This is a genomic window from Massilia sp. SYSU DXS3249 (genome assembly GCF_053668055.1).
On the sequence record NZ_JBSIPX010000011.1, the window covers coordinates 15,811 to 33,427 of the forward strand.

At 66.0% G+C, this 17,617-nt stretch carries 21 protein-coding genes and 2 tRNA genes; 10 read left to right on the top strand and 13 right to left on the bottom strand.

Features of this window, described 5'->3' with window-relative positions; genetic code table 11:
• Positions 1–28: 28 nt before the first annotated feature.
• The 4 genes from ACWCIA_RS13950 to ACWCIA_RS13965 are packed head-to-tail and all read right to left on the bottom strand — an operon-like array spanning position 29 to position 3,099.
• Positions 29–598, bottom strand: coding sequence for a nucleotidyltransferase family protein (locus ACWCIA_RS13950; protein ID WP_454164176.1), 570 nt, complete (start codon positions 596–598; stop codon positions 29–31).
• 13 nt (positions 599–611) lie between these two features.
• Positions 612–1,070 carry a (2Fe-2S)-binding protein gene (locus ACWCIA_RS13955; protein ID WP_454164178.1) on the bottom strand — a complete coding sequence of 153 codons (459 nt, stop codon included), beginning with the start codon at positions 1,068–1,070 and terminating at the stop codon, positions 612–614.
• A gap of 7 nt (positions 1,071–1,077) precedes the next feature.
• A complete protein-coding gene (locus ACWCIA_RS13960; RefSeq protein WP_454164180.1) occupies positions 1,078–1,794 on the bottom strand; it encodes a DsbC family protein in 717 nt (238 codons plus the stop codon).
• A 45-nt stretch (positions 1,795–1,839) separates the two neighbouring features.
• Positions 1,840–3,099 (bottom strand): FAD-dependent monooxygenase, encoded by a 1,260-nt coding sequence (locus ACWCIA_RS13965; protein ID WP_454164182.1) that lies wholly within the window; start codon positions 3,097–3,099, stop codon positions 1,840–1,842.
• A 131-nt stretch (positions 3,100–3,230) separates the two neighbouring features.
• Between ACWCIA_RS13965 and ACWCIA_RS13970 the strand changes: the two genes are divergently transcribed.
• From ACWCIA_RS13970 to ACWCIA_RS13980, 3 genes are all read left to right on the top strand, one after another.
• Positions 3,231–3,306 (top strand) — tRNA-Phe (locus ACWCIA_RS13970).
• A gap of 153 nt (positions 3,307–3,459) precedes the next feature.
• Positions 3,460–4,704 carry a DUF819 family protein gene (locus ACWCIA_RS13975; RefSeq protein ID WP_454164183.1) on the top strand — a complete coding sequence of 415 codons (1,245 nt, stop codon included), beginning with the start codon at positions 3,460–3,462 and terminating at the stop codon, positions 4,702–4,704.
• A gap of 66 nt (positions 4,705–4,770) precedes the next feature.
• Positions 4,771–5,703 (top strand): alpha/beta fold hydrolase, encoded by a 933-nt coding sequence (locus tag ACWCIA_RS13980; RefSeq protein ID WP_454164184.1) that lies wholly within the window; start codon positions 4,771–4,773, stop codon positions 5,701–5,703.
• Here ACWCIA_RS13980 and ACWCIA_RS13985 read toward each other — a convergent pair.
• On the bottom strand, positions 5,675–6,079 hold the full coding sequence (locus tag ACWCIA_RS13985) for a YgiW/YdeI family stress tolerance OB fold protein (RefSeq protein ID WP_454164185.1): 405 nt from the start codon (positions 6,077–6,079) through the stop codon (positions 5,675–5,677). The genes ACWCIA_RS13980 and ACWCIA_RS13985 overlap by 29 nt on opposite strands.
• A 64-nt stretch (positions 6,080–6,143) precedes the next feature.
• Positions 6,144–6,353: a DUF2945 domain-containing protein gene (locus tag ACWCIA_RS13990; protein WP_454164186.1), complete on the bottom strand. Its 210-nt coding sequence runs from the start codon at positions 6,351–6,353 to the stop codon at positions 6,144–6,146.
• A 151-nt stretch (positions 6,354–6,504) separates the two neighbouring features.
• Between ACWCIA_RS13990 and ACWCIA_RS13995 the strand changes: the two genes are divergently transcribed.
• Entirely contained in the window at positions 6,505–6,951 is a 447-nt protein-coding gene (locus ACWCIA_RS13995) for a nuclear transport factor 2 family protein (RefSeq protein ID WP_454164188.1), read from the top strand.
• A gap of 66 nt (positions 6,952–7,017) precedes the next feature.
• Here ACWCIA_RS13995 and ACWCIA_RS14000 read toward each other — a convergent pair whose 3' ends face one another.
• Positions 7,018–7,554: a DUF2058 domain-containing protein gene (locus ACWCIA_RS14000; protein ID WP_454164189.1), complete on the bottom strand. Its 537-nt coding sequence runs from the start codon at positions 7,552–7,554 to the stop codon at positions 7,018–7,020.
• Between the two features lie 107 nt (positions 7,555–7,661).
• Complete coding sequence (locus ACWCIA_RS14005) at positions 7,662–8,621, bottom strand: MerR family transcriptional regulator (RefSeq protein ID WP_454164191.1); 960 nt, start codon at positions 8,619–8,621, stop codon at positions 7,662–7,664.
• Positions 8,622–8,751: 130 nt separating this feature from the next.
• Between ACWCIA_RS14005 and ACWCIA_RS14010 the strand changes: the two genes are divergently transcribed.
• Positions 8,752–9,207, top strand: a complete 456-nt coding sequence (locus ACWCIA_RS14010; RefSeq protein WP_454164192.1) for a fasciclin domain-containing protein — start codon at positions 8,752–8,754, stop codon at positions 9,205–9,207.
• A gap of 185 nt (positions 9,208–9,392) precedes the next feature.
• Entirely contained in the window at positions 9,393–10,289 is an 897-nt protein-coding gene (locus tag ACWCIA_RS14015; RefSeq protein WP_454164194.1) for a UV damage endonuclease UvsE, read from the top strand.
• 100 nt (positions 10,290–10,389) lie between these two features.
• On the opposite strand, the gene ACWCIA_RS14020 is transcribed toward ACWCIA_RS14015, so the two are convergent.
• The gene (locus tag ACWCIA_RS14020; RefSeq protein ID WP_454164196.1) at positions 10,390–11,253 is read right to left on the bottom strand and encodes a class I SAM-dependent methyltransferase; all 864 of its coding nucleotides are present in this window, start codon (positions 11,251–11,253) and stop codon (positions 10,390–10,392) included.
• 101 nt (positions 11,254–11,354) lie between these two features.
• Here ACWCIA_RS14020 and ACWCIA_RS14025 point away from each other — a divergent pair, with 101 nt between their 5' ends.
• From ACWCIA_RS14025 to msrA, 4 genes are all read left to right on the top strand, one after another.
• Entirely contained in the window at positions 11,355–12,350 is a 996-nt protein-coding gene (locus tag ACWCIA_RS14025) for an AraC family transcriptional regulator (protein ID WP_454164198.1), read from the top strand.
• A gap of 56 nt (positions 12,351–12,406) precedes the next feature.
• Positions 12,407–12,482, top strand: a tRNA-Phe gene (locus tag ACWCIA_RS14030).
• Between the two features lie 188 nt (positions 12,483–12,670).
• Positions 12,671–13,546, top strand: coding sequence for an alpha/beta fold hydrolase (locus tag ACWCIA_RS14035; RefSeq protein WP_454164200.1), 876 nt, complete (start codon positions 12,671–12,673; stop codon positions 13,544–13,546).
• A gap of 141 nt (positions 13,547–13,687) precedes the next feature.
• Positions 13,688–14,215: a peptide-methionine (S)-S-oxide reductase MsrA gene (msrA, locus tag ACWCIA_RS14040; protein WP_454164413.1), complete on the top strand. Its 528-nt coding sequence runs from the start codon at positions 13,688–13,690 to the stop codon at positions 14,213–14,215.
• A 100-nt stretch (positions 14,216–14,315) separates the two neighbouring features.
• Here msrA and ACWCIA_RS14045 read toward each other — a convergent pair whose 3' ends face one another.
• From ACWCIA_RS14045 to ACWCIA_RS14060, 4 genes are all read right to left on the bottom strand, one after another.
• The gene (locus tag ACWCIA_RS14045) at positions 14,316–14,807 is read right to left on the bottom strand and encodes a hypothetical protein (RefSeq protein ID WP_454164202.1); all 492 of its coding nucleotides are present in this window, start codon (positions 14,805–14,807) and stop codon (positions 14,316–14,318) included.
• A 112-nt stretch (positions 14,808–14,919) separates the two neighbouring features.
• Positions 14,920–15,804, bottom strand: coding sequence for a hypothetical protein (locus ACWCIA_RS14050; RefSeq protein WP_454164203.1), 885 nt, complete (start codon positions 15,802–15,804; stop codon positions 14,920–14,922).
• 43 nt (positions 15,805–15,847) lie between these two features.
• Positions 15,848–16,435, bottom strand: a complete 588-nt coding sequence (locus tag ACWCIA_RS14055) for a TerD family protein (protein WP_454164205.1) — start codon at positions 16,433–16,435, stop codon at positions 15,848–15,850.
• A 34-nt stretch (positions 16,436–16,469) separates the two neighbouring features.
• Positions 16,470–17,606, bottom strand: a complete 1,137-nt coding sequence (locus ACWCIA_RS14060; RefSeq protein ID WP_454164207.1) for a toxic anion resistance protein — start codon at positions 17,604–17,606, stop codon at positions 16,470–16,472.
• Between the last annotated feature and the right edge of the window lie 11 nt (positions 17,607–17,617).

Genomic DNA, 17,617 nt, shown 5'->3' on the forward strand with positions numbered 1-17,617 from the left:
TTCGCGCGGCAACATGCCGCCCGGCCGCTTACAGGTCGGCGGGCGTGTCGATGTCGCGGAAAATACCCGGATCGCCCACCTCGACCTCGGCGACCGCCGCGGACCGCAGCAGCCCCCGCGCCCCCGCGTCGCCCTGCAGCGCCAGCAGCGCCGGCAGGTGCGCGGCGCCGAAGGCGACCGGATTGCCGCGCCGTCCCTGCGTAATGGGCGCCGCGATCTCCGCCCCGCCCTCGAGTGCAGCGAGCAGCGCCTTCATCGTGGCGGGCGCAACATGAGGCATGTCGCCCAGCGCCACCAGCCAGGCATCGGCCTCGGGTAGCGAATGGCGGATGGCGTGCACCAGCGAGGCGGCCATGCCGGTATCGGCCTGCTCGCAGACCGTGACTTCGCAGCCGAGCGCGCGCAATGCGGCGGCCACGCCGCCATCGGCGGCAGGCACGACGGCAATCACGCGGGGAAGTACGGCCAGCAGATGGCGCGCGCTGGCGACCACGACCGGATCGCCAGCGGGAAGGAGTTGGAGCAGCTTGTTGCGCCGGCCTTCGGGATCGAAGCGGCGCCCGCGCCCGGCTGCAAGCAGGATGCCGACGCTGTTCATCGGAACGCCTGCCTCAGGCGAGGCTGGTGGCGGCATCCTTGATCGCCGCGCGGATGCGCTGGTAGGTGCCGCAGCGGCAGATGTTGCCGCTCATGGCGCTGTCGATGTCGGCATCGTTCGGGCTGCGGTTGCTGCGCAGCAGCGCCGTGGCGCTCATCACCTGCCCGCTCTGGCAGTAGCCGCACTGGGGCACGTCGTGGCGGATCCAGGCGTCCTGCACGGCTTTGCCGACGGGGTCCTGGCCGATGGCCTCGATCGTCGTGATCTTCTTGCCGGCGGCGCCGGCGACTGGCGTGACGCAGGCGCGCACCGGGGCGCCGTCGAGGTGGACGGTGCAGGCGCCGCACAGGGCCGCGCCGCAGCCGAACTTGGTGCCGGTCATGTTCAAGTTGTCGCGCAAGGCCCACAGGATGGGCGTCGCGGGATCGACCTCGATCCCGACTTCCCGGCCGTTGACGTTGAGCTGGACCATGGACTGCTTACTTAATGGACTGCAGCTTCGTCTCGAGCGTCTGCAGGTCGACCGCGCCCGGGATACGGGTGCCGTCGGTGAAGAAGATCGCCGGCGTGCCTGTGATGTTCAGCGTCTGGCCGAGTTCGAGGACCTTGGCGTTCGGCGACTCGCAGCTGGCCGGGGTGGCGGCCGGCACCTTGCCGTTGATCATCCAGTCGTCCCAGGCCTTGATGCGGTTCGGCGCGCACCAGATGTTCTTCGACTTCGTGAACGAATCCTCGGACAGGATGTTGTACATGAAGGTGTAGATCGTGACGTCGTTCAAGTCCTTGAGCGTGGTCTGGCGCAGGCGCTTGCAGTAGCCGCAGTTCGGGTCTTCGAAGACGGCGATCACGCGCTTGCCGTTGCCCTTGACCTGCTTGAGCGCCAGGTTCAGGGGCAGGTCGGCGAACTTGATCTTGTTCAGGTCGTCGATGCGCGCGCGCGTCAGATTCTTCGAGGTCTTGGCCTCGTACACCTGGCCGATGAACAAGTACTCGGCCTTCTTGTCCGTGTACAGGATGTCGCTGCCGACGCGCAGCTCGTACAGGCCGCTGTACGGCGTTTCGGTGACCGAGTCGATCTTGGCGCCGCCCAGGCGGGGCTCGATGTTCTTGCGGATATTCGCTTCGACGGTGTTTTGCGCATCGACGCACCCCGCCATCATCCCCAGCGCCAGCAGCGCGGCGATTTTGGTTTTCATCACAATCTGATCCTTATGGAATTACCTGCAGAATGTCCCGCGTGCTCACTTGCCGATGGCATGCGCCATCAGCTGCCGCTTTACGAAGGGCAATTTATCGAGCAAGTTTAACCCCAAATTCCGCACGATGCGCACGGGTTCGAGGTTGGTGCTGAACAGGCGTTCGAGCCCGTCGGTGGCGAGTTGCATTAAAAGGACATCTTCCTTCCGTGCCCGCGCATAGCGCGCCAGCACCCGCTCGTCGCCGACCGCGCGGTGCTCTTCGCGCTGGGCGACCACGCGCAGCAGGTCGACGATGTCGCCGAAACCGAGGTTCATGCCATGCCCGGCCAGCGGGTGCACGGCGTGGGCGGCGTCGCCGATCAGGGCCACGTGCGGCGCCGTCAGCGCGTGCGGACGCACCAGCGCCAGCGGCACGGCCTTTACCGACTCCGGCTGCAGGGGTTTCAACGCGCCGAGCGGCTCGTCGGCGTATTCGCACAGGCGGATCGCCAGCTCGCCCATCGACTCGTCCATCAGCTGGGCGGCCAGGGTTTCCGGCGCCGACCAGACCAGCGAGACGCGGTTGCCCGGCAGCGGCAGCAGCGCGATGATGCCGTCGGCGCAGGTGAACCACTGGTGGGCCACGCCGTGGTGCGGCTTTTCGCAGGCGAAATTGGTGACGATGGCGCGCTGGTGGTAAGTACGGTAATCGATGCCGATGTCGCACTGGCCGCGCACCCAGGAGTCGCGCCCGTCGGCGCCGACGACCAGTCTGGCGTCGATCCGGCGCCCGTCTTCGAGTTCGACGGCGGCGCCGTCCGGGCCGCAGCTCAGGCGCACCGCGCAGCCGTGCACGACCTGCACGTTGTGCGCGAATTTCAGGGCGGCGTCCAGCGCACCGTTCAGGTTGCTGTCCTCGACGATCCAGGCCAGCGCCCCGGTATGGGCGCCAAAGGCGTCGAAGCCGAGGTTGCCGCCATTCTTGCCGTCGCCGTTGACCGCCATCGCATCGACCGGGGCCACCCGGGCCAGGTCGAGCGCGCCCCACACCTTGAGCGAGGCGAGCAGGTCGTGCGCGGTATGGTTCAGCGCGTACACGCGCACGTCCCACGGGCGCTCGCCGGAACCGGAAGCGCTTGCTTCCCCTTGCTGCGGGCTGGCGGCCGGCATCAAGACCGTCACGCTGTGCCCGGCCTGCGCGAAACCGAGCGCAGCCGTTTTGGCGATGGCGCCATTGCCGACGATGCAGACCTCGCTGTGCAGGCCTGCGCCGCTGCCGGCGGCGCTACGATGGGAAGCAGTGGAAGAAGTGGGTGTCGTCATGTCAAGCATTATAGCGGGATGCGCAGAGGGCGCTCGGCCAGGCGGAGGGGCGGTGCCCAGCGGTTTCTGAAGAAAGTTGCAGCGAGGGACTTGCAGAGCCGACAGGGGCTGGCTATAATCATGCCTCTCTTGGCCTGGTAGCTCAGTTGGTAGAGCAGAGGATTGAAAATCCTTGTGTCGGTGGTTCGATTCCGCCCCGGGCCACCAAGAATTCAAGAAAACGCCACCTTCGGGTGGCGTTTTTGTTTTCACGGTCTTCATTGACGCTGCAGGTGAGCCCGGCCATACTCGCGGCTTCTCTATTGCTGAGCTGCAAGCTGCACGCCGGCATTCGCCCTGACGCGCCACCCTGGAGTCCGCATGTCGCCTACCCCCATGATCACCAACGACGCCGTCATCCTCGGCATGCTCGCCACCATCCTCGGCGGCGTCCTGTGGACGGCCTCGCGCGAGGACGGGTTCTGGAAAAAGTTCTACAACTACGTTCCCGCCCTGCTGCTGTGCTACCTGCTGCCTTCGCTGCTCAATACCCTCGGTGTCATCGACGGCTCGGCCTCGAAGCTGTATCCGGTGGCGCGCGACTACTTGCTGCCGAGCTCCCTGGTGCTGCTGTGCGTGGCGATCGACTTCAAGGCCATCGTCCGGCTCGGGCCGAAAGCGGTGATCATGTTCCTGACCGGCACCGCCGGCGTCATGCTCGGCGCCCTGGTCGCGTTCGAGGCGATGCGCGTCATCCATCCCGAGACCGTGGCCGGCGATACCTGGCGCGGCATGACGACGGTGGCGGGCGCCTGGATCGGCGGCGGCGCCAACCAGGCCGCCATGCGCGAGGTGTTCGCGGTCGACGCGACCATGTTCGGCCAGTTCGTCGCCGTCGATGTGTTGATCGGCAACCTCTGGATGGCGGTGCTGCTCTTCCTCGCCAGCCGCGCCCAGGTGTTCGACCGCTGGACCGGCGCCGACCTGACGGCCCTCAACCGGCTGCGCGACAGCATCGAGCAATACCAGGCACAGCACGCACGCATCCCGACACTGACCGACTTCATGGTGATCCTCGCCATCGGCCTGGGCGCGACCGGGCTGGCGCATTTCCTGGCGCAGTTGCTGGTGGCCTGGGTCAATTCCCTGCCTGCCGAGTGGCGCCTGCAGGACTACAGCCTGAACTCCGGCTTTTTCTGGATCGTCGTGATCGCCACGACCATCGGCCTGCTGCTCAGCTTCACGAAGGCGCGCACCTATGAAGGCGCGGGCGCGTCGCGCATCGGGACGGCCATGCTGTACGTGCTGGTCGCCACGATCGGCATGCAGATGGACCTGAGCGCCCTGCTCGACCGTCCGTGGCTGTTCCTGCTGGGCCTGATCTGGATCGCCTTCCACGGCGGCCTGATGATCCTGATGGCCAAGCTGATCCGCGCGCCGCTGTTCATGATGGCGGTCGGCTCGCAGGCGAACATCGGCGCCGCGGCGTCGGCCCCGGTCGTCGCCAGCGCCTTCCATCCGGCACTGGCCCCGGTCGGGGTGCTGCTCGCCGTGCTGGGCTATGCGCTGGGCACCTACGGCGCCTACATCACCGGCATCACCCTGCGCGCGATCGCCGGCGGCTAGCCGAAGGCTACCGGGCATGGCCCTTCCGTGCAGTCGCCCGGCGCCCGCCTTGCTATGATGTGGCGGATGAGCGGACAGGAACGAGGCACGACGACAGCAACGCACGGACGATGGCCCGTCTATGCCCTGCTCGGCGCAGGCGCCGCGCTGGCGCTGCACCGGGCGTATGCCCGGCATCGGCGCCGCAGCCGCCTGCAGGCCGGCGAGATCCGCGAACTGCACAGCATGTGGCGGGAAGTCGAAGGCCTGCCTATGCATGCCCGCGTCGCGGCCGGCGCCGCCCGGCCAGGGACGCTGCCGGTGGTGCTGGTCCACGGCCTGGGCGTCTCCGGCGCCTACTTCGTTCCGGCGGCGGAACGCCTGGCCACGGAGTTCGCTGTCTACGTCCCCGACCTTCCGGGACATGGCCCGAGCGCCACGCCTGACACCCCGCCCGATATCGCCGGCCTCGCCCGGGCATTGATTGCGTGGATGGATTGCGCGGGCATCGCCAGGGCGGCGCTGGTCGGCCACTCGATGGGTTGCCAGGTCGTCGTCGAGGCGGCACTGCGGCATCCCGAGCGCATAGACCGGCTGGTGCTGATCGCCCCGGTCGTCGATCCGGCGGCGCGAAGTGCTCTACAACAACTCGGGCACCTCATCAGGAGCAGCGTCTTCGAACATCCTTCCCTGATCCCACAGGTGATCGAAGACTACCTGTGCATCGGCAACCGGATCGTTCCAGAACTGCGCAGCATGCTGGCCTATCCGATCGAAGCGAAGCTGCTGCAGGTCCGGGTGCCGGCCATGTTGATGCGCGGAGAACACGACGCCGTCGCCCCGCAAGCCTGGGTCGACGAAGCCGCCAGGCTGCTGGGCGCGGCTCCGGCGCACGTGATCCCGCGCTGGAGCCACGCCGTGCATTACGGCGCCGCGGCCGAGGTGGCCGAGGCGATGCGTCCTTTCCTCGCAGGCGGGGAGCCCGGCCCGCTTACTTACCCATCACCTTCATCTGCTTGACCTCGAAGGTCGAGTCCCCGATGAGGTTCTTGTCGAACTCGCCCACCAGTTCCACCATGGTGTTCTGATCGATTTTCATGCCTTGCATGAACGCCTCGTCCTCGATCTCCACGGTGATCTTGCCGCTGGCATCGGCGAATTCATAGTCTTCCCCGCCCTTGTGATTGACGATCTTGCCCTGCAACCTGGCCATCTGGTCATCCTTGCCCTTGTCCAGCAGCTCTTTCGCCTTCATGAGGGGAATATTCGCCGGGGCTTTATAGGCTTTCGCCGTCGCCTTGCTCGACGGTCCCGTGTAGCCGCTCGGCTGGGCAAGGGCAAGCGCCGATGCGGCGAGCGCGGCGCCCATCAGCGATACGTGAAGAATGCGTTTCATGGCCGTTCCTTTCTCTTGCTGGTGGATAAATCTGCAATCAGCGCCGGGTTGCATACCCGGTTCGTCATACTTTTTCGAGCGCCGACGCCTTGTGCGCCGCCTCCGCCCCGGTCTTGTCGCTGACGACCAGGTATTCCGGATGCTCTTTGGAGGCGGCCACGTGGTGGCCTTTGATGTCGGTGGGCGCCGTCAGTTTCTTCTTGATCGTCCCCGTAACCGTTCCCTGCGACGAATGCCATTGCACCTTGTCGCCAACCTTCAATGTGTCCGTCATGATGGGTTCCCTGAAGTTGAAAAAAGCTTCGCCCGGCACTGCGGCCCAGCTTGCATTCCCGCGGATGGCGCCCTAGGCTGGATGGAGCGGCCATTCGCGGCATGCGCATCCGCGATTGCCGGTGGGCGGCCGCCATCCGGGAGGAGCGATCATGGACGCACAGGAAAACAAGCGGCTGGTCATGGAAGGCTACCAGATGTTCCGGAACGGTGACATTTCGCAGCTGCTCACGCGCTATCACGACGACGCGCTCTGGATCGAGCCCGATGCGGAGCATGTACCTTTTGCCGGCAAACACAACGGCAAGGCCGCCATCGGCCGGTTTTTCCAGCAACTCAACGAGCACGCGGAGGCGCTGCGCTTCGAGCCGGAGGAATTCATCGCGGAAGGCGACAAGGTGGTCGTCACCGGCGAAGCGACCTGGCTGGCCAGGAGCACGGGGCGCAGCTACGACAGCCCCTGGGTCCACGTGTTCACGCTGCGCGACGGCAAGGTGGCACGCTTCGAGAGTTATCACGACACCGCCGCGGGCGAGCGGGCGTTCAGGCCGGACCAGGCCGGACAGGGAACGAGCACCGGAGCGCCGCTGCATCATTGAGGCCGGCCGGCAACAAAAACGCCACCTTGCGGTGGCGTTTGTTTTACGACTTCGGGTGCTTGCGGCTTACCACATCAAGTCGTCGGGAATCTTGAAGGCCGCGTACGGATCGTCTTCCTCGACCGCGGTCTCGACCTTTTTCACGCGTACCACGAGCGAAGCGTCGCGCTCGGCGATCTTGTCGGCGATGACGCGCGGCACCAGCTCGGTGCTGTCGCCCAGGCGCACGATGACCAGGCGCCCGGCCATCAGGTGCTCCTGCACCGCGTTCGACACGTAGATGCGCTCGATCTTCGAGCCGTGGGTGAAGTTGTAGGCGACGTCGCCATTGCCCTTCGCCTGCCGGTTCTTCTGCACCATCTGCACGATCTGCGCCATGATGGCCTTCTGCTGCGCGGCTGCGTCGCGCTGGGCGTTCAGTTCGCGCGCGCGCTCGGCGTTCTTGCGCTGCAGTTCGGCCGCGGCCAGCTTGGCCTCGTCGACCGATTGCGTGCCGGTGCGGCGCTCGATCTTTTGCTGTTTGCTCTTGTCCTGCTGTAGTTGTTTTGCCTTGTTCTTGTTGACCAGGCCGGCCTTCAAAAACTGATCTTGCAACGATGCCATGTCGGCGCTCCAATATTAAAGATCGCCGGACAGGGCCGGCGCGGATCATCCAGTAGCATATCAAGGACGGGGCCGCGCGGCCAGCGTTGGGAGCGGTTGACAGCGCGCTAATTGCGCTGCCACGGCAATGGCAGCCCTTCGGCAATCGCCAGCGCCTCCAGCGCCCCCTCCAGCACCATGCGCGCCTCCCCCGCCGCCTGTTCGAGCTGGGCGTGCAGGCGCGCATCTTCGGGATTGCGGTGGGCGCAACTGGCGCTGTAGCGCTCGAAGCTGAAGAGCATCATCAAGAGATCCGACAGGTGGCGCGGGCATTCGCAGGTCAGGCGGTTGCTGGCCGCGGCCATGGCTGCGAGCGCTTCATCGTCGAAACGGGGCGGCGCGACCTTCGATGGGGCGGGCACGTCCTGCAGGCGTTGCCCGCCCAGGGCCGCGCGGCACAGCAGGGCCAGTTCGCCGAGGTCGGCCGGCACGCGGGCGACCAGGCAGCCTTGGGCGCGCAGCGCCCGGATGGTAGCGCTGGGACAGAAACGGTACAGCACGACCGTCGCCGCGACGCCGGCCGCGGCGCGCGCCGCCGCGATGCGCGGCAAGGCGCTGTCGTCGAGCTCGGACAGCTCGATGACCAGCACCTGGGCGCCGCTGCCGGCTCCGCATTCGGCCACCTCTTCCAGCCGGGCGCAGCTGGCGCGCACGTCGAGTCCTGGCAGACCACGCTCGGCCGCTACCCGCCGCGCCAGCAGCGCCCCGGCCAGCAGCACCGGCACCGGCCGCGCCGCGCCCTTGTCGCCGCCCGCGCCAGCGGCCAGCATGGCCTGCAGCTGGTCGCGCCCCAAGCCGGCCAGCACGCCGATCGCATGGCCCTGGTCGACCAGCTGCTTCAACAGCCCCAGCCGCGCCACCTGCTCGGCCGAGTACAGGCGCTGCCCACGCTCGGAACGCTCGGCGTCCGACAGGCTGTAGCGGCGCTCCCAGATACGCAGCGTTTCCACCGGCAGGCCGGCCAGGCGGGCTGCAGCGCCGCTGCGGTACATGATGCGGTCGGTATCGTTTGCAGAAAGAGTCGTCATGATGCGTCCCGATGTTGTCCCATTAATGTTTCATTATATAGCGACAAAGCTTGGACAATTCAAACGAATCGACATAAATTTCGGACATGCCAGTTCACAACGAACTGGAATCAACCACAAGGAGCCTCCCATGAAGAAATTCTTGCTTGCCCTTCCACTCGCCCTGTCGATCGGTTCCGTCCAGGCTGCCGACATCGTCGACACCGCCAAGTCCGCCGGCAGCTTTAACACCCTGGTTGCCGCAGTGCAGGCGGCAGGGCTGGTCGATACCCTGAAAGGCCCGGGTCCGTTCACCGTGTTCGCACCGACCGACGCCGCCTTCGCCAAGATTCCGAAGGCCAAGCTCGACGCGCTCCTGAAAGACAAGGCGGCCCTGACCAAGGTGCTAACCTATCACGTGGTGCCGGGCAGTGTGATGGCCTCGGACGTCAAGCCGGGCAACGTGAAAACCGTCGAAGGCAGCTCGCTGATGGTCGGCATGAAGGGCAGCCAAGTCATGGTCGACAAAGCCAATGTCGTGAAGACCGACATCAAGGCCGACAACGGCGTCATCCACGTCATCGATTCGGTGATCATGCCGCAGTAAGTGCCTGTTGGGTCGCGCGTCTGGGCAAACACGGCGCATAAGACCTGGAGACGCCACCGCCCGCCGTTCGGCGGGCGGTGGCATTTCTGCTGCAACACGCGAGTTTAGTTCCGCGCGCCAACTGAACCTGCGCATCAAACGCTTCGGCCTATACTTTTCCCCACATCCTGTTTCGCGAGGTTCGCATGCCGCATCTTGGGCTGGTTTGCATTACCGCTTCCAAAGACATCCGCTACCGCACGGTCACGCGCACGCGCCTGCAGACGCACTCGCCCGAGGCCCAGCGCACGATCTTGGAAGACATTTTCCGTGACAACCTCCAGACCTTCGACGCCGCCATGCGCTATTGCGCGGATGCCGGCATCAGCCTGTACCGCCTGCCCTCCTCGATCTTCCCCTTCGCGGATACCCCCGAAGGCCTGGCGGTGCTGCAGACCCTGGCACCGGCCCTGGCGCGCTCGGGCAAGCGTGCCAGCGATGCCGGCATCCGCCTGGTGATGCATCCGGACCAGTTCGTCGTGCTCAGCTCCGATTCGCCGGACGTGGTCGCCAACAGCGTCAAGATCCTGCAGATGCACGCCGACATCATGGATTTGTTGGAGCAGCCGCGCTCGCCGTGGGCACTGCTGGAAATCCACGGCGGCAAGGCGAACCGGGACGACGCGCTGGTGGCGGCCATTGCCGCGCTGCCCGACGCGATTCGCTGCCGCCTCGGGCTGGAAAACGACGAATACGCCTACAGCGCGGAAGAAATTCATGCGATCTGCATGCGCAGCGGCGTGCCGATGGTGTTCGACGCGCACCATCACATCGTCCATGAAAAGCTCGACAGCTACGACCATCCGAGCGTGGCCGGGATGCTGCTCAAGGCACGCGAAACCTGGGCCGTGCCCGAGCACCAGCTGGTGCACATCTCGAACGGCCGCGCCGGCTTCAACGACCGCCAGCATGCCGACCTGATCGACACCATGCCGGCTTCGTATGCGCGCGCGCCCTGGATCGAGATCGAGGCGAAATTGAAGGAAGAGGCGATCCAGGGACTGCGGCCCTGGCTGGCGACCGTCGAGCCAACTGCCGGCTGAATCATGCACAAAAATGGCGCAGGCAGCGACCATTGACCGCTGCCTGCTTCCCATCGGGCGGGCTTGAGCATCCGCACCGCCCGCCTCTATTCGCTTCCGTTCACGAAGCGCTGCGCTTGACGATCACGGCCTCCAGGTATTCGGACGGCACGATCAGCGATGCGCTGCCCGCCGTGTTGAAATGCTCGAGCAGCGTAATGATGTCGTGTTCGAGCGCGGCCTGGCCCTGGATGTCGAGCGCGCCGAAGGCTTTATGGACGGGCCCGTAGAAGTCGCGGAAGATCTGCACCCAGTGCGCGGGAGAAGCGTAGCGCATCAGGAAGTTGCGGCGCGTGGTGCGGATGTCGGCGGCGGCGTCGCCGAACAGTTCGCCCAGATAGGCTTCCGTTCCCCACAGCAGCGGCGACATCACCCCGGCCGGCGGCGGCACGTACTTGCCGATCGTCTTGAACAGCTGGCCGATAAAACTGTCGGGCGTCCAGCTCGCCAGGCCGATGCGTCCGCCGTCGCGTACCACGCGCAGTAATTCGCTGGACGAACGGGAATGGTCCGGCGCAAACATCACGCCAAACGTCGACAGCGCGACGTCGAAGGCGCCCGCATCGAAAGGCAGGTCTTCGGCGTCCGCCACGCGGAACTCCACCTCCAGCCCTTCGGCGGCGGCGCGCGCCCGGCCCTTGTCGAGCAGGACCGGTACATAGTCGGTCGAGGTGACGTGGGCGAAACGGCGTGCGGCCGCCAGCGTCGCATTGCCATTGCCTGCGGCAACGTCAAGCACGGTTTCCCCGGCACGGATGTCGGCCGCCTCGGCCAGCGTTTCGCCGACGATCTGCAAGGTCACGCCGATGACGGCGAAGTCGCCGCTGGCCCAGGCCGCCTGCTGGCGCCCCTTGATGGCGGCGAAGTCCGGCGCGGCCGGGGGACGCGCCGACACGGAAGGGGTCGATTGCGTTGATTTGTCCATGGTGGCATCCTCCATTCTCGCACTCCAAAATTCCAGTATCGCGCGTGGAGGTGCCGGCGACTTGACCGCGCGTCGGCCCCGTTTGCCCGCGCGTCCTGACCATGCAGACCGATACCCTGTCCGATGTGCTGCGCTCGGTACGCCTGCGCGGCGCCGTCTTCTACCAGATCGGCTTCCCGGCGGTCTGGGCCGTCGAGGCGCCGCCGATGCATGAGCTCGGCCGCCTGCTGTTTCCCGACGCCGAACACGTGATGGAATACCACGTGCTGGCCAAGGGCGCCGGCTGGGCGACGGTGGCGGGACTGGCGCCGGTGCCGCTGCGCGCCGGCGACGTTGTCATCCTGCCGCACGGCGATGGCCACGTGCTCTCGAGCGACCCGGAGCAGCAGCCGGCGCGCATCGATCCCGACTGGGTGAAGGCGACCCGCGACGCCCCCAAGCCGATCCCGGTCGTGTTCCACTCGCAATACGAATTCACCTGGGGCGAGCACGCCGCGCCGGCCGACAACGAGCTCGTCTGCGGCTTCCTCAGCTGCGACCGCCATCCCTTCCATCCCCTGCTCGATGCCCTGCCCCGCCTGCTGCACCTGCCGGCCGCCGACGGCAGCGCCGCGCACACGGACATCGGCACGCTGGCGCTGCGCGCCGACCGCGGCTTGCCGGGCGCCGCCGCCCTGCTCGAACGCGCCAGCGAAACCATGTTCATCGACGCGCTGCGGCGCTATCTCGAGCGCCTTCCCGCCGGCAGCACCGGCTGGCTGGCCGGCCTGCGCGACCCGCAGGTGGGACGCGCCCTCTCGCTGATCCACCGCTCGCCGGCGCGCCCCTGGACCATCGACGACCTGGCGCGCGCGGCAAGCCTGTCGCGCTCGGTGTTCTGCTCCCGCTTCCTGCGCCTGCTGGGCCAGCCGCCGATGCAATACCTGGCGCGCTGGCGCATGGAAGCGGCCGCCGGCCTGCTGCGCGGCAGCCGGGCGCCGGTCGCCTCGGTGGCGCTGGACGTGGGCTACGAATCGGAAGCGGCCTTCGCGCGCGCCTTCAAGCGCGAAGTCGGCACCTCGCCCGCGCGCTGGCGGCGCATGCAACACGCCAGCTGAGTTTCGCTTCAAAAATTATGGACGAGCCGGCACTTCGTGATAGAATTCTCCGCCTTGGCCTGGTAGCTCAGTTGGTAGAGCAGAGGATTGAAAATCCTTGTGTCGGTGGTTCGATTCCGCCCCGGGCCACCAAGAATTCGGCAGCACCAACAACGCCAACCTTCGCGGGTTGGCGTTTTTTGTTGTTGGCTGTCGCACTCCTTGTATCCGGTCCACTTCCGGACCTCTCCCCTCGCCGGCATCCCTAACGAACGCAGTCCTTGCGCCCCCTACGGTACGCTTGCAGCATATGCACGCTCGTGCGATGGGGAGGGTCGATCATGCATCACATTCGTTGCGGCACCGGCAAGCCTTTGCTACTGATTCATGGCCTGGGCGGCCATTGGCAAAGTTGGAATCCCATCCTGGCCGATCTCGCGGCCAGGCGCGAAGTCATCGCGGTGGACCTGCCCGGCTTTGGCCAGACGCCGCGGCTGGCCGGCGAAACCTCGATCCGCACCCTGGCCGATGAGACCGCCGCCTTCCTCCATGCGCATGGCTTGAGCGGCATCGATGCGGTCGGCAGTTCGATGGGTGCGCGGCTGGTGCTGGAACTGGCGCGACGCGGCGGGATCGTGGGCGGCGTGGTCGCGCTCAATCCAGGCGGTTTCTGGCGGGGATGGGAGCGTCACGCATTCTTCAGCTCGATCTACCTGTCGATCCGGCTGCTGCGCCTGTTGCGCCCGGCATTGCCGGCGATCTGCGCCAACCCGCTTGGTCGCGCCTTGTTGCTGGCACAATTTTCCGCCCGGCCGACCAAGCTGGCGCCGGACACCGTGAGCGATGAATTGTGCAGCTATGTGGCCTCGCCGGCGTTCGATGAACTGTTGGCCCAGCTCGCCTACGGCGAGGAGCAACGCGGGGCGCCGCGCAACAGCATCGCGCATCCGCTCGTCATTGGCTGGGGACGGCGCGACCGGGTCTGCTTCCCGCGCCAGGCCCAGCGCGCGCTCGCCTTGTTCCCGGATGCCCGACTGCATTGGTTCGATCGTTGCGGCCATTTTCCGCACTGGGATGCTCCGGCCGAGACCGCACAGCTGATCTTGAGCGCACTTGCCGGTGCGCGCGCCGATGCCGCCGTCGGGCTTTCGCACGATCCCCACGGAGACCGCCCTGAACGATCCCCGAGCCTGCAGCTGCCCCAGTGCGCCGGCTGATGGCCACGGCAGCCGGCATCGATGCGCCAGGCAGCATTGCCGACATTGTTGCCGAGTGCAGGCGACCGGCGCGGCATCGACCGCGGCCAACGTGGCAAGATATGCGTTCCGGCCCACCACTCATCCAAGCAAAGGGAATCAATGACATCTCAAACTGAAACCGCCATCCTCGCCGGCGGCTGCTTCTGGGGCATGGAGGAATTGCTACGGCGCATTCCCGGTGTGCTGTCGACGCGCGTCGGCTACACCGGCGGCGACGTGCCCAACGCCACATACCGCAACCACGGCACGCACGCGGAAGCGCTCGAACTGGTGTTCGATCCGGACAAGATCAGCTATCGCCAGATCCTCGAATTTTTCTTCCAGATCCACGATCCGACCACGGCGAACCGTCAGGGCAATGATCGGGGGATGAGTTATCGCTCCGGCATCTATTATCTCGACGACGCGCAAAAGCGCATGGCGGAGCAGACCATCGCCGATGTCGATGCGTCCGGCCTCTGGCCCGGCAAGGTCGTCACGGAGATCGTCGCGGCGGGGCCTTTCTGGGAGGCCGAGCCGGAACACCAGGACTATCTGGAACGCAATCCGAACGGCTACACCTGCCATTTCATCCGGCCGGGCTGGAAGTTGCCCGTCCGCCGAGACCCGGCGCAAGCCGGGGATTGAACATCCTCGTGCCGGTGGTTCGATTCCGAACGGGCCACCGGCAATTGCGCATGGAGCGATGCCATCGCCCGTTCCGAGCGCACCTCGTGCAGCGACGCACCTATGGCCGCTTCGTGAGCCGTGTCTCGTCTTTCTTTTCCCTGAACTCACCCTCGATCACCGTCTCGTCGCCGGGCCGGCGCCGGCCGGGCACGAATTGGAAGACAGACGATACCATTCGATCGAACAGGGTTTTCCTCAACCAGGGGTAGGTCAGGAGAAAAGCCGTCGTGAAACCTGTGAACCCTGCGGGCACGTATTCGCCTCGTAACAGGAAGCTCACCAGGCAGAGTGTGAGCAGGCTGACGATGAGTGGCCGGCGGACAGGCTTGGGCAAGAGGCCGACGATGCGCAGCTTGCCCTTGCTGTACCAGGGAAACCGTGCGAACAGAATGCCAAGCAGCAGACCTGCCGTGAACCGGCCTGTGCCGAGATGATGGGCCAACTCCCCGATGACAAGGAAACCGGTGTAGGTCATGGTGCTGGCCAACATGACCAGCACGAAGAAGGCGAGCGCGAGCGCCAGCTTGGGCTTGGCGATTGCTGCTGTCATTAAAAACCGTAGGATTTGTGTACTCCTGCAAATGGGTAACGGAAGGCTATCGGAAATTCTAACAGCACTTCCGTATCGGGGTTTTTCCAGGCATTTCCCGACAATGCCGGCGTCAATTCCCGCCCTGCGCCTGCGCCATTCCGAGCGCCGGCAAGGTCACCGTCAGGAAGGACGACACCTGGCCGATCAGGTCGGCGGCCTGCTGGCGCACCTGCCCCATCTGCAAGATCGACAGCTCCGCCTGGCGCACTGCCTGCTGGATCAGCGTGCGCCGCTGCGTGAGAGCATCCAGCAAGGCCGCATCCGCCGCATCGCCGGCGATGTTCGCCACCACGGCCAGCACCGCCCCATGCAGGCTCAGGTTTTTCGCCGACTCTTCCAGGTTGCGCGTGGCGACTTCGCTGTCGGCCATGAGCTGCAGGAGCTGGGCACGGGATGACGTCAGCGCCGGCTTGTACTCGGCAGGCGATGCCGGGCGGCGGAACAGCTTGCCGAACATGCCGGTCGGCGCCTTCGTGCTCTCGAGCGCGGCGTCGAGCAGCGCCGGCACGCCCATCTGGGTGAACTTCAGCACCAGCTCGGTAACCGGCTGGAGCAGCGCGGCCTGCTCCATCAAGGGTTCTTCCGCCCACTCCGTGACCAGCGACAGCCTGAGCGGCAGGATGCGGCGGAACAGGGCCGCCAAGCGCTGCTCCGCGTGCGGGAACAGGTCCGGGAATTCGGCCCCGGCCATCGCGAGGGCGTCGCGCACCGCCGGATGGTCGTCGCTGTCGAACAGCGCCCCGGGCACGGCTTTCCGCGTCAAGGCCGACGAGGCAGGCGCTGCGGGAAGGTCGTCGAAGGAAAGCGGTTTGGGCGGGCTGCCGCCAGGAGCCGGCTCAGGAGGCTGCACGTCAGCGAAGTCGAACGCCCGCGGCACAGCCGGACGCTCGACGGGTTCACGGGACGGCTCCTGCTCCTCGCCGAAGTCGAATGCCCTGGGCGTCTGGTGTGTCATCGGCTGGGTGGCGTCGGCAGCAAGTAAAGAGAGCGTGTGCTCCTCAGACGGTGCCGCCGAGCTTGCGGATGAAGGTCGCGAGGTTGAGCTTGAAGCCGGCGCCGACGGCCTGGAAGCGCCATTCGCCATCCTTGCGGTACAGCGAGCCGAACTGCAGTGCGGTCTTGTCCGAGTAGTCTTCGTCGAGGTCGTATTCCGCGATCGTTTCGCCGGTCTCGTCGTTGTACACCTTGACGTAGGCGTCCGTGACACGGCCGAAGGTCTGCTTGCGCGCCTCGGCTTCGTGGATGGTCACGACGATCGGCATTTCCACGACTTCCGCTTCGACCTTGCCCAGGTCGACGGTGATGACCTCATCGTCGCCATCCCTGTCGCCGGTGCGGTTGTCGCCGGAGTGCACGACGGCGCCGTCCGGGGAGGTGGTGTGGTTGTAGTAGACGAAGTGGGCGTTGCTGATCATGACCGGGTGGTCGTCCGCGTTTTTCCTGCACAGGAATACCGACGAGTCGAGGTCGAAGGGCTGGCCTTCGACCGGGTTGACCTTCCAGCCGAGGCCGATACGCACGCGCTTCAAGCCAGGAGCGGTTTTTTCGAGGTTGATGCGGTGGCCGGTTTGCAGCGTCGTCGACATGAACTTTCCTTACTATATGGTGAGAATGGTTGAATCAGGTCGCGGACGAGGAGAACCGTGCAATCAGCTCGCGCTCGAGTTCCTGCAGTTTCGGAAGCTCGTCCTTGCGGCGCTGCTGGCCTTCGTTCGAGATCTGCTCGAGCTTGTCGAAAGCGGACACCAGCTGCGCCTGCACGTGCTGGGCGGTTTCCAGGCTGACCAGCGAACGCTGCTTGGCGCGGGCGACCGTCTCCGTATTTTCCAGCAGCATGTCGGCCTGGGCGCGGAAGGCCGCGTCGGTGGCGTCGTAGGCGGCGTTGGCGACCGCCGCGCTCTGCTTGGCCTCGAGTTGCAGCAGGTAGAGCGAGAACACGTTGCGCCAGGCCGGGATCGACACGTTGACGATGTCCGTGAAGGTGTCGGTGAGCGCCCGCGCATTGTCCTGCGACAGGCGGATCTGCGGCACCATTTGCGAGGCCATCAGCATGGCGCGGCGCAGGTCGTCGATGCGTTTTTCGAGACGCTCGAGACGGCGCTTGAGTTCGGTCGCCTGCTGGGCCTCGAAGGCGTTGGTCGGCGCGGCCTGCTGCGCGACCGCCTGGCGCAGCTTCTCCGCCCAGGCCTCGCCCTTCTTCACGTCCGCATCCAGGCCCTGGTAGTACATTTCCAGGCCCTTGTACATCTCGTCGAAATCCTGGATGCGCGACCGGTGCACGTTGGCATGGCGCGTCATCTCCCCGACCAGCGTGTCCATGCGCGCTTCGACCACCTGGTACTGCGACAGCATCTTTTCCTTGACCGAGCCGAACATGTTCGTGACGCGCGACAGCAGGCCGCCGGAGCGCAGCTTGGCCGGATCCAGGCCCTTGGAAGTCGCAATCAGTTCGTTCAGCTGCGTGCCGAACACGTCCGCATCCGAGGCGCGCACGGTGCCGAGCAGCTTGGCCGAGATCTTCGCCACGCCCGAACCGGTGGAGCCGCCCAGGGCCTCGATGGCCCTGTCGTCGATACCGGAGATGTCGACACGGACCAGCGGGGCAGGATTCGCCTCCGGACGCGCTGCCGGCAGCATGTCCTGCGTGCCAGCGGAAGTCGACAAGGGCGGGAAGGAAGGCATGGGCGCGGGCGCGGGCGTCACCGGCGCCGTGGATGCTGCGTTCGCTTCTTCGTCGGAGGAGAACAGCGGTTTCATAACATTCCTTC